The sequence below is a fragment of the Bradyrhizobium sp. USDA 4516 genome (assembly GCF_054055915.1).
The window spans coordinates 2,239,454-2,252,948 of record NZ_JBSRXT010000001.1; the positions used below are offsets into that span (position 1 = coordinate 2,239,454).

General features: G+C 66.0%; 10 protein-coding genes and 1 pseudogene. 8 read left to right on the forward strand and 3 right to left on the reverse strand.

From position 1 onward, the window contains the following. Positions 1-242: 242 nt before the first annotated feature. Positions 243-1,406: an IS4 family transposase gene (locus ACVI1L_RS10420; RefSeq protein WP_057015126.1), complete on the forward strand. Its 1,164-nt coding sequence runs from the start codon at positions 243-245 to the stop codon at positions 1,404-1,406. Between the two features lie 87 nt (positions 1,407-1,493). Here ACVI1L_RS10420 and ACVI1L_RS10425 read toward each other — a convergent pair. Beyond that, positions 1,494-3,693 (reverse strand): annotated as a pseudogene (locus tag ACVI1L_RS10425) (putative bifunctional diguanylate cyclase/phosphodiesterase). A gap of 356 nt (positions 3,694-4,049) precedes the next feature. After that, complete coding sequence (locus tag ACVI1L_RS10430; RefSeq protein ID WP_225163662.1) at positions 4,050-4,487, reverse strand: L,D-transpeptidase; 438 nt, start codon at positions 4,485-4,487, stop codon at positions 4,050-4,052. A gap of 195 nt (positions 4,488-4,682) precedes the next feature. On the opposite strand from ACVI1L_RS10430, the gene mepA reads away from it, so the two are divergent. The 6 genes from mepA (at position 4,683) to ACVI1L_RS10460 (ending at position 10,149) form a co-directional block, all read left to right on the forward strand. Beyond that, positions 4,683-5,645, forward strand: coding sequence for a penicillin-insensitive murein endopeptidase (gene mepA / locus ACVI1L_RS10435; protein WP_057019514.1), 963 nt, complete (start codon positions 4,683-4,685; stop codon positions 5,643-5,645). A 131-nt stretch (positions 5,646-5,776) separates the two neighbouring features. Continuing rightward, positions 5,777-6,286 carry a hypothetical protein gene (locus ACVI1L_RS10440; protein WP_057019515.1) on the forward strand — a complete coding sequence of 170 codons (510 nt, stop codon included), beginning with the start codon at positions 5,777-5,779 and terminating at the stop codon, positions 6,284-6,286. Between the two features lie 205 nt (positions 6,287-6,491). Then, positions 6,492-7,277 (forward strand): molybdate ABC transporter substrate-binding protein, encoded by a 786-nt coding sequence (modA, locus tag ACVI1L_RS10445; RefSeq protein ID WP_057019537.1) that lies wholly within the window; start codon positions 6,492-6,494, stop codon positions 7,275-7,277. 2 nt (positions 7,278-7,279) lie between these two features. Beyond that, positions 7,280-7,975, forward strand: coding sequence for a molybdate ABC transporter permease subunit (gene modB, locus ACVI1L_RS10450; protein WP_057019516.1), 696 nt, complete (start codon positions 7,280-7,282; stop codon positions 7,973-7,975). Positions 7,976-8,078: 103 nt separating this feature from the next. Further along, entirely contained in the window at positions 8,079-8,750 is a 672-nt protein-coding gene (modC, locus tag ACVI1L_RS10455) for a molybdenum ABC transporter ATP-binding protein (protein ID WP_225647134.1), read from the forward strand. A 94-nt stretch (positions 8,751-8,844) separates the two neighbouring features. Then, positions 8,845-10,149, forward strand: a complete 1,305-nt coding sequence (locus tag ACVI1L_RS10460) for a hypothetical protein (RefSeq protein WP_456782823.1) — start codon at positions 8,845-8,847, stop codon at positions 10,147-10,149. Between the two features lie 9 nt (positions 10,150-10,158). Here ACVI1L_RS10460 and ACVI1L_RS10465 read toward each other — a convergent pair whose 3' ends face one another. Next, a complete protein-coding gene (locus tag ACVI1L_RS10465; RefSeq protein WP_253588672.1) occupies positions 10,159-11,952 on the reverse strand; it encodes a potassium/proton antiporter in 1,794 nt (597 codons plus the stop codon). Positions 11,953-12,173: 221 nt separating this feature from the next. On the opposite strand from ACVI1L_RS10465, the gene ACVI1L_RS10470 reads away from it, so the two are divergent. Next, positions 12,174-13,490 (forward strand): mechanosensitive ion channel family protein, encoded by a 1,317-nt coding sequence (locus ACVI1L_RS10470; protein ID WP_057019519.1) that lies wholly within the window; start codon positions 12,174-12,176, stop codon positions 13,488-13,490. The last annotated feature ends 5 nt before the right edge of the window (positions 13,491-13,495 follow it).

The window sequence follows — 13,495 nt, forward strand, 5'->3', positions numbered from 1 at the left end:
GGTGCGCTCCCTCTCCCCGTTCTAACGGGGAGAGGGTTGGGGTGAGGGGCCGTCTCCGCACATGCGGTAATAGCTGCGTTCGCGGAGAATCCCCCTCACCCGGAACGCATCTAACGATGCGTTCCGACCTCTCCCCGCACGCGCAGGGGTGTCCGGGGAATGATTCACTGTGTCGCGGTGCATGCTCGGCAGGACCGAGGCAAATCGGTCTTTTCTGGTTGTCGAGACACAGAGGGCCGAGCATGCGATATCGCGGTAGCATTTTTGGAAGGCTGCTTGAACCGATCAATCGACGGCAGTTTCAGACGGTTGTGGATCGTCTGGACGGGGATGCCTACGACAAGTCGTTCAGGAGCTGGGATCATCTGGTGGCGCTGATCTATGCCCAGCTTAGCGGCAACAGCAGTCTGCGCGGGGTGGTGACTGGCTTCAACGCCAATTCGCAGCATCACTATCACTTGGGAACCGGCAAGCTGTCGCGCTCGACGTTGTCCGATGCCAATGCCCGCCGTCCGATCGGCATTTTCGCGCAAACCTTTGCGGCGCTGTCGGCGATGGCGCGTCGCCAGCTGCGGAGTGAAGGCATGGAGATGGTGCGTCTGATCGACGCCAGTCCGATCCCGCTCGGCAAGGTCTGCAGTTGGGCGACGTGGAACGGCCGCATCCGCGGCATGAAGCTGCATGTCGTCTACGACCCAAGGAGCGATGTCCCGACCTGCGTCGAGATGACGGCCGCGAACGTCAATGACATCGAGATCGGCCGACAGACCCCAATCCAGCCCGCCACCACCTATGTGTTTGACAAGGGCTATTGCCGTTTCGACTGGTGGCAGAAGATCAATGATAGCAAGGCTTTCTTCGTTACCCGGGCGAAGACGAGCATCCGTCTTCGCTCGCTCAGGCATCGCGCCATCCGCAAGCGTAACGGGGATGGCTTCGAAATCCTTGCCGATGACGAGGTGAAGCTCACCAGCAAGGGCGATTCGCGCCTTCCAATCCCGCTCCGCCGCATCAAGATCAGACGCGAGAAAGGCGGCAAGATCACACTCCTGACCAACGACCTTGCCCGTAGCGCCGTCGAGATCGCCGCCCTCTACAAGAGCAGATGGCAAATCGAGCTGCTGTTCCGCTGGATCAAGCAGCATCTCGATATTCGCAAGTTCCTCGGCGCCAACGACAACGCGATCCGCCTTCAGGTGCTCGCTGCGATGATTGCCTACCTGCTGCTGCGCATCGCCGCTCACACCAACTGCATCAAAATGCTCCCGCTCAGGTTCGCCGAACTCGTCGGCCAGCTCCTGCTCACGCGTCGATCCCTCGCTGCCATCGACAAACCTCCGCCCATCAACCCCAGCCGTCGGAAATCAACCATCTCACCTGACCAGATGGAGCTCCGCTATGCCTGAATTTCCCCGGACACCCCTGCCGCGTGCGGGGCGAGGTAAGGGGAGCCCGACGCTCGATCGAGGTAACATCTCTGCCTCTAGGCTCCACTACGCCACCAGCGCCGTCGCGACGCGCTGCGCCTTGAGCAGGCTGATGACCTCGGGGTTCGGCCGGGCGCGGCTGAACAAGAAGCCCTGGCCCTCGTGGCAGCCTTCGGCGCGCAGCCGGCTCAACTCCGCCTCGGTCTCGACGCCCTCGGCGGTGATGGTGACGCCGAGCCCGATGCCGAGGCTGACGATCGAGCGCACGATCGCCTGCGCGTCCGGGTTCGCACCGAGGTCGCGCACGAACGACTGGTCGATCTTGATCTTGTCGAACGGGAAGCTGCGCAGATAGCTGAGGCTGGAATAGCCGGTGCCGAAATCGTCCATCGACATCCGAACCCCGAGCGCGCGGAGCGCATGCAGCGTCGCCAGCACCTGGCTGCTCTTCTCAAGCAACAGCGTCTCGGTGATCTCGAGCTCGAGCCGCCGCGCCGGCAGGCCGGATTGCCGCAGCGCGTCGGTGACCAGCGCCAGCAGATTGCCGGTACGGAATTGCAGCGGCGACAGATTGACCGCGACGCGCACGTCATCCGGCCATTGCGCCGCGTCCATGCAGGCGCGATGCAGCATCAGCGCGCCCAGCGGATTGATCAGCCCGGTCTCCTCGGCCACCGGGATGAACTCGCCAGGCGAGATCATGCCGCGCTCCGGATGCGGCCAGCGCACCAGCGCCTCGAAGCCGGTGATGCGCCCGGTCGCAAGATCGACCAGCGGCTGGTAATAGGGCCGCAGGCCTTCGTTCTGGATCGCATCGCGTAGGTCGATCTCGATCTTGCGGCGGCTCTGGGCACGCGCGTCCATCTCCGCCTCGAAGAAGGAGAAGGTGCCGCGGAATTCGCTCTTGGCGCGCGACAAGGCCATGTCGGCGCTCTTCAGGAGCTTTTCGGAATCCTCGCCGTCGCCGGGCGACATCGCGATCCCGATGCTGGCGCCGATCACCACCGAGTGCCCCTCGAGCAGATAGGGCTCGCCGATCGCGTCCAAAATCCGCCGCGCCAGCAACACCGCGTCCTCGGGCCGCATCACGCCGCCCTGCACGATGGTGAACTCATCGGAGTTGAGACGGGCCAGCGCATCTTCCTCGCGCAGCGTCGAACGCAGGCGCTTGGCGACCGCGCGCAGCAGCTTGTCGCCGATGCCGTGGCCGAGCGTTTCGTTGACCGCCTTGAAATTGTCGAGACCCAGCATCAGCACCGCGACCTTGTCGGTGGAGCGGCGGGTGTGCTGCAGCATCTCGTCCATCTGCTGGCGCAGCAGATTGCGGTTGGGCAGGCCGGTCAGGCTGTCGTGCTGGGCCATGAAGGCGAGCCGCGCCTCGGCGCGCTTGCGTTCCGTGATGTCCATCAGCGCGAGCAGCATCGCCGGCTGGTCGCCATGCATCAGCTGGCGCGAATAGATCGCAAGGTCGATCAGCGTACCGTCGGCGCGTACATGCTTCCAGGTCCGCGCCGCCTGCTCGTCGCTGCTGCGGCCTGCCGCCCAAGGCAGCTCGGCATCGAACGCCTGCAGGCTCCTGATCGTCATCCGCTCGAATTCGGCGCGGACGTAGCCGTAATGCGGCGATCGCGGCGTCGTTGACGGCGAGAATCCGCTCGCCGTCGAGCGCGCACAGGATCATCGGCACCGGATTGCCGTCGAACAGCAGGCGGAACGACGCCTCGCGCTGCTTCAGTTCGGTGATGTCGACGCGCAGGCCGACGATGCCGCCATCTGCGGTCAGCCGCTCCTCGATCAACACCACGCGGCCGTCGGCCAGCACCTGCTCGTGCCGCTCGCCGGGCTGGTACATCTTCCTGAGCCGTTCGGCGATCCACTCTTCCTCGCGGCCGGCAGCCTCGGGATAGTCGCCGCGCGCGACGCCGATGCGGATGGTGTCTTCGAGGCGCGCGCCGTGCTCGAACAGGTCGGAGCTGCGCTTGTAGATTTCCGAGTATTTCTTGTTCCAGAGTGTGTAGCGGCCTTCCGGATCCAGGAACACGATGCCCTGCGGCAGGATGTCGATCGCCTCACGCAGCCGCGCGTTGGATTTGCGCGCCTCGGCGATCGCGGCTTCGGCCTGCGCGCGCTGGCGCACCAGTTCGCCGATCTCGACCGCGGGGCGGCGCGATCTGCCCGACACTTTCGGCATCGGTGTGGGACGACGGCCCCGAGGACGGGACAGTTTGGCCTGGTTCGGTTTCTTGGTCTTTTTCTTCGGCCGCATCATCGGTATCGCACGCCCCACGCGCATTCCAGTTCGGCGATATATCTGCGATAAGTCTCTGAAAAATTGGTATCTCTTGGCGAGTAGCTGCGGTGCCTGAGAAACCCTTGCATGCCTGCTTTGCAGGCGAATTCACGCCGGGCGCGAGTTTGCTCCCGGCGCGCCGGCGGCGCACGGCACAGATTCGCAGCGTGGAAGTGCCGGCGCTTGGTGAAGGAAGCGTAAACCGGCGCGCGATTGCACAATGAATGCGCCGAAGACGCTTCAAGCGCATCAATGTTCGTCAGCGTGCGGCAGGGTTATCGCGCGGTTAATCCGCGGTGCGCCTCAGCCTTCGGATTTTGCCGGATCATACCTTAGTTGGTGATTTCGATGCGCGTGCCGCCTCGGCCGTTGCGCTCGACCAGCCCATAGAGCATTGCGGCGTGCGAGGGATGCAGGCGCACGCAGCCATGCGAGGCCGGCCCGCCAAGGCGCGTGAGTTCGTATGTTCCATGGATGGCAAAGCCGCGGTGGAAGAAGATCGAGTGCGGCATCGGCGAGTTATAGTACTTCTTCGAGTACCAGCGGCGCGCCAGCATCTGCGGACGGAACACCCCACTCGGCGTGCCATAGCCGCGGCGGCCGGTCGACACCGGCCAGTTGTACCGTCTCGCGCCATCGACGCTGACCGCCATGCGCTGCGATGATTTATCGATGTGAACGACGACGTCGGCCCGCGCCGGCGAGAGCGCCAAAATCGGCGCGGCAATCGCGGCGGCAAACGCCAGCCGTACGCACGATACGCTCGTCACAATAACGCCTACCCTGAAATTATTGCGGACATGATGTCGCCCACAACGTGCGCTTGTAAAGTGGCGTGGCTCACATCGGAGCCTGGAAGCCGCAGGTAATCTTAATCCACCCTGTGGGCGATCAAGCGAATGGGATGAAAGCGCGGTCCGCCTGCTCCGAATCCATGCTAGCCTTGCGCCGACAGAGTGATCCGAATGACACCCCGCCTGCGTCTCTTCCCACTCCTGATCTTAGCCCTCGTCGCCTGCACCATCTCCGCGCGGGCGCAGGACAGGGGCTCGCTCAATCCACAGCCGCTGCCGCCGCTCGCCAACCCCAATGATCCAAAGATCGGGGCGAAGCAGCTGTTCGCGCGCAAGGTGCTGCCGGCGGCGTTGCCGACCCGGTCGATCGGCGGCTACACCAAGGGTTGTCTCGCCGGCGCCGCGCAGATGCCGCTCAACGGCGAGACCTGGCAGGTGATGCGCTTGTCGCGCAACCGCTACTGGGGTCACCCCAACATGATCGCGCTGCTGAAGCGGCTTGCGGCCAACGCGCACAAGGACGCCGGCTGGCCGGGCATCCTGGTCGGCGATATCGGCCAGCCGCGCGGCGGCCCCGCGCTCTCCGGTCATGCCAGCCACCAGATCGGACTCGACGCCGACATCTGGCTGACGCCGATGCCTGATCGCAAATTGTCGCGCGAGGACCGCGAGGAGATGTCGGCGGTGATGATGGTGCGCGACGACCGGCTCGACATCGATCCACGCGTCTTCACGCCGGGCCACGTGCTCGTCATCCGCGACGCGGCGCGGGAGCCGGCGGTGCAGCGCATCTTCGTCAATCCCGCGATCAAGAAGGCACTGTGCCGCGAGGCCACGGGCGATCGCGGCTGGCTGTCGAAGATCCGGCCGTGGTGGGGCCACGACTACCACTTCCACATTCGCATGCGATGTCCGCCCGGCAGCCCTAGCTGCGAGGGACAGAAGCCGCAAGCGGAGGGCGAAGGCTGCAAGCCGTCCGATCTCGCCTTCTGGTTCAAGGATTCGGTGCTGCATCCGAAGCCTCCGCCGAAGCCGCCGAAACCCCGCCCGCCGATGACGCTCGCGCAGATGCCGGCTGACTGCAGGACGGTGCTGAACGCCCCCGACGCCAAACAGCAGCTGCCAGGGCAATGACATCTTCGTCAGGCGGCTATGCCGGCCGGCTCGAACTGCGATATGATCTCGTGCCGTCGCGCCGTAAGCGCGTTCGGGCGATGGATCGGGGCGGCTGATCTATTCTATCCGTCGTCATGAATGGACCAGACATGCGCAAATCGCTCCTCGCCGCATCGCTCGTACTCGTCTCGACCTCCGCTTTCGCGGCGGAGGAGCCGAGCGGTTGTGACAAGTTCAAATGGTCGATCGAGCGCGCACGCGCCGCGCTGACCGCACCCAATCGTGCCCGGGTCGTATCGGGAAGCGAGCAGGCCGCGCTGCCGGCGACCGCGATCACGCTGGCGCTGGTGGCCCCCGGCGACGCCAAATTGCCGACCCCGCCGGAGCGCACGCCGAAGGAAGGCACCTCCGCCGGCTTCACCAACTTCAAGGCCGCGCCGAAGGCCGGGCTCTATACCGTCAGCCTGTCGGCCGGGGCCTGGGTCGACCTGGTGCAGGGCGGGCATCTCCTGAAGCCCAAGGCGTTCAGCGGCGCGACCGATTGCGACGGTATCCGCAAGACCGTGAAATACGACCTCGCCGCCAGCCCCTTCGTGCTGCAGGTCAGCGGCTCAAAAGAGAACTCGCTGTCGATCGCGATCCAGCCGGCGGACGAATAGGACGAGCGGTTAGACAAACGGTCGCCTTTACCGTAAGCCTCAGCCTGCTATGTTTGCAGCGCGATATCCCTGAGGACCGTAAGTCCATCGGGGACCAGCGGAACAGCGCTTCCGTCCGTCGCAGGCCAGACCCCACTCAACGCCTGATTTGCGCGCCCGTTCGCGCGTGAACCCGCACGGAGCGCTTTCCATGTCACGACTTTCAATTTCAAGGCTTGCCGGACTTTTCACCGCCTTCGTCATCCTGCTCGGTGCGATGCATTCGCCCGCGAGCGCCGAGGACAAGACGCTCACCATCTTTGCCGCCGCCTCGATGAAGAACGCGCTCGACGACATCGACGCGGCCTATACCGCCAAGAGCGGCGTCAAGATCACCGCCAGCTATGCCGCGAGTTCGGCATTGGCAAAACAGATCGAGCAGGGCGCGCCGGCCGACGTGTTCGTCTCCGCCGACACCGACTGGATGGACTATGCGATCAAGCAGAAGAACATCAATGAGCAGACGCGGGTGAACCTGCTCGGCAACTCGATCGTGCTGATCGCGCCGAAGGATTCCAAGCTCGACAACGTCAACATCGGACCCGGCTTCGATCTCGCCAAGCTCGCCGGCGACGGCAGGATCGCGACCGGCGACGTCAAGGCGGTGCCGGTCGGTAAATACGCCAAGGCCGCGCTGGAGAAGCTCGGCGCATGGCAGGCGGCGGAGCCGAAATTCGCGATGGCCGAGAGCGTGCGCGCCGCGCTGACGCTGGTGGCGCGCGGCGAAGCCGTGCTCGGCATCGTCTATTCGACCGACGCCAAGGTCGAGCCAGGCGTCAAGATCGTCGGCACCTTCCCGGCCGACACCCATCCGGCCATCATCTATCCGGTCGCAGCAACCACGACCGCGAAACCGGAGACCGCCGAGTACCTGGCCTTCCTGCGCTCCTCCGCGGCGAAGACGATCCTCGAGAAATACGGCTTCAAGTTCCTGATCAGCCCGACGACCTAAGCGTGTTTGAGATCTCGCCGACCGAATGGACGGCGATCCTGCTGTCGCTGCGGGTCGCCGTCATCGCAACACTGGTGGCGACCCCGTTCGGGGTAGCGCTCGCCTGGCTGCTGGCGCGGCGCGATTTCTGGGGCAAGTCGCTGCTCGATGCCGCCGTGCATCTGCCGCTGGTGCTGCCGCCCGTCGTCACCGGCTATTTGCTGCTGTTGACCTTCGGCAAGCGCGGCCTGGTCGGCGGCTGGCTGGCCGACCATCTCGGCATCGTGTTCGCATTCCGCTGGACCGGCGCGGCGCTCGCCTGCGGCGTGATGTCGTTTCCGCTTCTGGTGCGCCCGATCCGTCTCTCGATCGAAGCGGTCGACCGCCGCCTCGAGCAGGCGGCCGAGACGCTCGGCGCCGCGCCGTGGCGGGTGTTCGCAACCGTGACGCTGCCGCTGGCGCTGCCCGGCGTGCTGGCCGGCATGGTACTCGGTTTTGCCAAGGCGATCGGCGAGTTCGGCGCGACCATCACCTTCGTCTCCAACATTCCCGGCGAGACCCAGACCATTTCGTCGGCGATCTATTCGCTGATCCAGACGCCGGATGGCGACCCCGCCGCCGCGCGGCTCGTGATCATCTCGATCGTGCTCGCGGTCGGCGCACTGGTCGCGGCTGAAGTGTTCGCGCGTCGCGCCACCGCGCGCCTGCATGGGCAATAGAGCATGATCCGGAAAAGTGTGAAGCGGTTTTGCGAAGAGGCCATGCTCAAACAAGGAGCTAAAGCGCGATGACGATTCAACTCAATCTCATCGCGCTTTAGCCATGCTGCGCGTCGACATCACCAAGCAGCTCGGCGAGTTCTCGCTTGCGGCCTCGTTCAGCAGCGAGGGCCGCGTCACCGGCCTGTTCGGCGCGTCCGGCTCCGGCAAGACCTCGCTGATCAACACCATCGCGGGACTGTTGCGTCCCGACCGCGGCACCATCGTGATCGACGGCGAGACCGTCGACGATACCGCGACCGGCATCCACGTCCCGAGCTGGCGCCGCCGCATCGGTTACGTGTTCCAGGACGCGCGGCTGTTTCCGCATCTCGATGTCCGCCAGAACCTCGACTACGGCCGCCGCATGAACGGCCTCACCGAAGATCCCGCCCAACACCGGCGCGTCGTCGACCTGCTCGACATCGGCGCCCTGCTCGACCGCCGTCCCGGAAAGCTCTCCGGCGGCGAGCGCCAGCGCGTCGCGCTCGGCCGGGCGCTGCTGTCCAAGCCGCGGCTGCTGCTGCTCGACGAGCCGCTGGGGGCGCTCGACGAAAGCCGCAAGCTCGAGATCCTGCCCTATCTGGTGCGGCTGCGCGACGAAGCCGGCATCCCGATGGTCTATGTCAGCCACGACGCGGCCGAGCTGCGCCAGCTCGCCACCCAGATCGTGATGCTGCGCGGCGGCCAGGTGACCGCGTTCGGCGGTGTCAAGGTGCTGACGGCGGGCGCCTAGCTGGCCGTTTTTCCGAAAGTCGGCATAAGATAGCCTATCTTGTCTGCCAGGCCCGCGTCGGGACGTCCGATCGGGCATAGGGAAGGGTATATTTGTGCGACTGACTGGCTGGGTGTTGCTGCTGATCGGCGGGCTGCTGTGCGCCACGATTTCGTGGGCCGCGCTCGGCTTCCTGCTGATGGGCGTCGGCCTGATCGCACTGCAGGTCGACGAGCGGCGCCGGCGTCCGGCCGATGCCGCCGTGCCGGCCGGCGCCTCGGGATTTACCCCGCCGCGCCTCAGCGACGGGCTGCAGCCGCCGACCCTCGATCCGATCGCAGGCCAGGATACCGGGCAGCGTCAGTCGCGCCGGGTGGCCTGGCCCGACAAGAAGGGGGACGCAGCCTACGGCCGGGAGACTTACGACCGCGAGGCCTGGCGCCGGCTTGTCGACAGCGATCCTGATCTCGCCCAGATCGCCAATGTGCTCGCCGATTACGGCCCGCAATATGTCGATGAGCTGGCGGCGAGCTATCTGGCCGCCCCCGATAAGGGCCGCCTGGCGGCGATCGTCGACGGCATCATCGCGCGCACCGGGGACGGTCAGCCGATCCCGCCGCCGCCCGCACCAGTCGAAGCATCTCGGCCGCCGCCGCTGCCGCCCCCGCCGCAGCCAAAGCCGGTGATCATTCCTGCCGCCAAGCCGGCGACTTCGCCAAGCAATCGCGCAAACGCTCTCGAAGCGTCCCTGCTCGCCACAGTCGAGGAGGCTTCCGCCAAGATGGCCGCCGAACGCGCGGGTCTCTTCAAGCCTGCCAAGGAGCCTGGAACGGAGCCGGGCAAGGCCACCGACAGCCGACCGCAGGCGGCGAGCCAGCGGGAACCGCTGTTCGGTCGCGCCACCCGGGACGCGAAGCCCGCCGGGCCGCCGCCGGTGCCGGTCACACCGCCGCCGATGCCGGCTACACCGCCGCCCATGCCGGCCGACACGCCCGCCGCTCTCGAAGCATCGTTGATCGCCGCCGTCAGCGAGGCTGCCGCCCGGCGGGCGGACGCCCCCAAGGATGCGTTCAAGGATGCATCCAAGGATGCGTCCAAGCCGGCACCGGAGTCAGCGCCGCCGGCGCGGCGCGAGCCCGAAATCCGTGCGGTCGCGCCCACTCCACCGACGCCATCTCCGCCGGCTCCCGCTGCGCCCGCCACGACGCCAGCTGCGACGACACCACCTGCGAAGACAGCGGCCGACAATCTCGACGAGACGCTGCTCGCGGCGCTGGCCGAGATTTCCGGCCAGAAAATCAAGGGCGAGACCAAGCCGGACGCGGCGTCCAAGGGCCCATCCGGTCCGCCGGCCGACGACGGGCTGTCCGACATGATCAGGAAGTTCGCGCCGGATTCGAGCTTCCTGCGCAAGACGTAACGGCGCGCCTCAGACCCCCGCCACCGACGCCCAGATGTCGGCGAGCTTGCGCTTGACGATCTGCATCCGCGTTTGCGGCACGACCTTCTCCTCTTCCTCCGGCAGGCGCAGGCCGACCACGTTGACGCGGCCGCCGCTGATGCTGCGCGCCACCAGCACGATCTCGTCGAGCGCCAGTTCGGCCCCTTCCTTCGGCGCGCGGTCGAGATTGACGTCGAAATAGTCGGCGAGCGTCAGCTTGGCCTGGTGCTCGTCGACCTTGACGCCGTAGATCTCGGCGAGCTCGCCGAGCGTATGCTCCGCCGACACCATGAAGTCGCCGAGCAGATGCGGATCGGGCGCGCTCGACGGCGCCATGTCGACGAAGAAGCGGTCGAGCGCCTCGGCGCGCTCCGGCGGCGCCAGCAGGTAGATGTAGTCGCCGGGCGCGACCGGATCGGCCTCGGTCGGCGTCAGGATCCGCTCGTCGCGGATCACCAGCGTCGGCTTCGACCAGGACGGGATCAGCCCGCGGCGGAAGTACAGGCTCTTCGGCCGCACCGGATAGCCGACCAGCTGCTGCTCGAGCTGGCCGGGCAAATCGAGCTCGACGCGGCGCGGGCCGCGTTCGGCGCGCGGCAGCGCGACATGCAGCCGCCGCGCCGCCGGCGCCAGCGTCCAGCCCTGCAACAGCAGCGAGATGATGACGACGACGAAGGCGACGTCGAAATAGAGATAGGCCTTCGACAGACCGACCAGCATCGGGATCGAGGCGAGGAAGATCGCGACCGCGCCGCGCAGGCCGGTCCAGGCGATGAAGACCTTCTCCCGCCAGTTGAACTTGAACGGTGCGAGGCAGATCAGCACCGCCAGCGGCCGCGCCACCAGCATCAGCGCGAACGCCACCAGCACGGCGCCGCCGGCGCTGGAGAGCAGGCGATGCGGCGAGACCAGGAGGCCGAGCAGCACGAACATCACGATCTGCGCCAGCCAGGTCGCGGCGTCGAGGAACGTCACCACCGAATTATGCGCGCGGGTCGGCCGGTTGCCGATGATGATACCGGCGAGATAGACCGCGAGGAATCCCGAGGCGTGCACGATCTGCGAGCCGCCGAAGATCACCAGTGCCGCGGTGGTGACGAACGGCGCATGCAGGCCCTGCGGCAGCGCTACATAGTTCAGCGCGATCACCACCAGCCGGCCGCCGATCACCCCGATGATGGCGCCGAACACCGCCTCCTGGATGAACTCCAGCGCGATGTGCGAGGCCGAGCTCTGGCCGATCGAGATGAACTCGACCAGCATCAAGGTGAGGAAGATCGCGAACGGATCGTTGGTGCCGGATTCCGCCTCCAGCGTCGCGCCGACGCGTGGGCGTAGCCGCAGACCCTGGGTGTGCACCAGCAGGAACACGGCAGCCGCGTCGGTCGAGGCCACGACGGCGCCGACCAGCAATGACTCGGTCCAGTTGAGGTCGAGCACGAAACGGGCGACCGGCGCTGTGATCAGCGCGGTCAACAGCACGCCGGCGGTCGCCAGCACCATCGAGGGCACCAGCACGGTGCGGATGCTGGCAAACCGCGTCTTCAATCCGCCGTCGAACAGGATCAGCGCCAGCGCCACCGAGCCGACCAGATAGGTGGTGCGGACGTCGTCGAACTGCAGCCGGCCGGGGCCGGAATCGCCCGCCAGCATGCCGACCAGCAAGAACACCAGCAGCAAGGGAGCGCCGAACCGCAAGGCCAGCAGGCTCGACAGGATGCCGGCCATCACCAGCACCGCACCGAGCAGGATCGCTATACTGACGGAGTCGAGGGATGCCATGCGCCTTCGGAGGTCTCAAATACTTGCAATTGCATCCTTATCGTCGCCACACTGGGACGCCAACCGATTTCTGACATAAGCGGCAATGTGCCCGGTCTCATCAGCCCTAGGTCGCCCCGACACTGTGTTGTATCGATGGTCGCGTGTGCGCCTTTGTGGGATTCTCGCGGGGCATTCGAATCACATTTGGCTGACCCGCGCTTCGAGTTGAGATTTTGCCGATGGACATGAACTGGAAGGACGTCCTCGAATCGATCCAAATGGCGGCGCGCTCGGTCGGCGCCGAGGTCGCCTCGCCCTGGTTCTATCTGCAATTCGGCATCATCCTCGCCGCCGCCGGCCTCGCCTACGCCGCCGACACCGCCATTCATGCGCGGGTCGACATGTCGTCGCTGGCGATGCGCTGGCCGCTGCCGCTCCGGCACTTCGCCCGCGTGATGGTGAAGAGCGCTTCCACCGCCGTGTTCGCGGTCCTGATGATCATCTCCCGCATCGTGATGTGGCACGCGACCTGGCCGAGCCGCAGCTATCTGATCGCGGTCTCCGCCAAGCTGGCGCTGGCCTGGCTGGTGATCCGCCTCGTCACCTCGGTGATCGACAACGCCTTCATCGTGAAAACAGTCTCGATCGCGGCCTGGGTGGTCGCCGCCCTCAGCATCATCGGCCAGCTCGATTGGGCGGCCGACACGCTGGATGCATATGCGGTCGTGGTCGGCGGCCTCCGCCTTTCGCCGCTGCTGCTTATCAAGGCCGGCGCGCTCCTGATCGTGGCACTGTGGCTGACCAACCTCGCCGGCAATTTCGCCGAGAGCCGGATCAACCGCGCCACCGATCTGACGCCGTCGATCCAGGTGCTGCTGGTCAAGATCATCCGCATCGGATTGATGGTGACGGCGATCGTGATCGCGCTCGGCGCGGTCGGCATCAACCTCTCGGCGCTCGCGGTGTTCACCGGCGCGGCCGGCGTCGGCATCGGTCTCGGCCTGCAGAAGATCGTCGCCAATTTCATCAGCGGCCTGATCCTGTTGGTCGACAAATCGGTGAAGCCCGGCGACCTCGTCACGATCGGCGACAATTCGGGCCGGATCAGCGCGATGAAGACCCGCTACATCTCGGTCGCCGCCGGCGACGGCCGCGAGTTCCTGATCCCGAACGAGGACCTGGTGACGCAGAAGGTCACCAACTGGACCTATACCGACAAGAACACGCTGGTGAAGATCGCCTTCTCCACCAACTACGACGCCAATCCGCGGCAGGTCTGCAAGCTCGCGATCACGACCGCGGCGGCCCATCCGCGCGCCACCAAGGGCCGGACGCCGAACTGCATCCTGACCGAGTTCGCCGAGGCCGGGATGAAATTCTCCCTGACCTTCTGGATCGCCGACCCCGACGGCATGGACAATGTGAAGAGCGACGTCATGCTGTCGCTGTGGGACGCCTTCAAGCAGGAGGGGATCAGGGTGCCCTACCCGGTGCGGGAACTCCGCATCCGCGGCGGCGCGCTGCCGGTCGAGAGCGTGGTCGAGGTCTCCAATTAGCGCTT

Coding starts and splice junctions, on each gene's coding strand:
- ACVI1L_RS10420 (WP_057015126.1), top strand. CDS start 243: ATGCGATATCGCGGTAGCATTTTTGGAAGGCTGCTTGAACCGATCAAT.
- mepA (WP_057019514.1), top strand. CDS start 4,683: ATGACACCCCGCCTGCGTCTCTTCCCACTCCTGATCTTAGCCCTCGTC.
- ACVI1L_RS10440 (WP_057019515.1), top strand. CDS start 5,777: ATGCGCAAATCGCTCCTCGCCGCATCGCTCGTACTCGTCTCGACCTCC.
- modC (WP_225647134.1), top strand. CDS start 8,079: ATGCTGCGCGTCGACATCACCAAGCAGCTCGGCGAGTTCTCGCTTGCG.
- ACVI1L_RS10465 (WP_253588672.1), bottom strand. CDS start 11,952: ATGGCATCCCTCGACTCCGTCAGTATAGCGATCCTGCTCGGTGCGGTG.
- ACVI1L_RS10470 (WP_057019519.1), top strand. CDS start 12,174: ATGGACATGAACTGGAAGGACGTCCTCGAATCGATCCAAATGGCGGCG.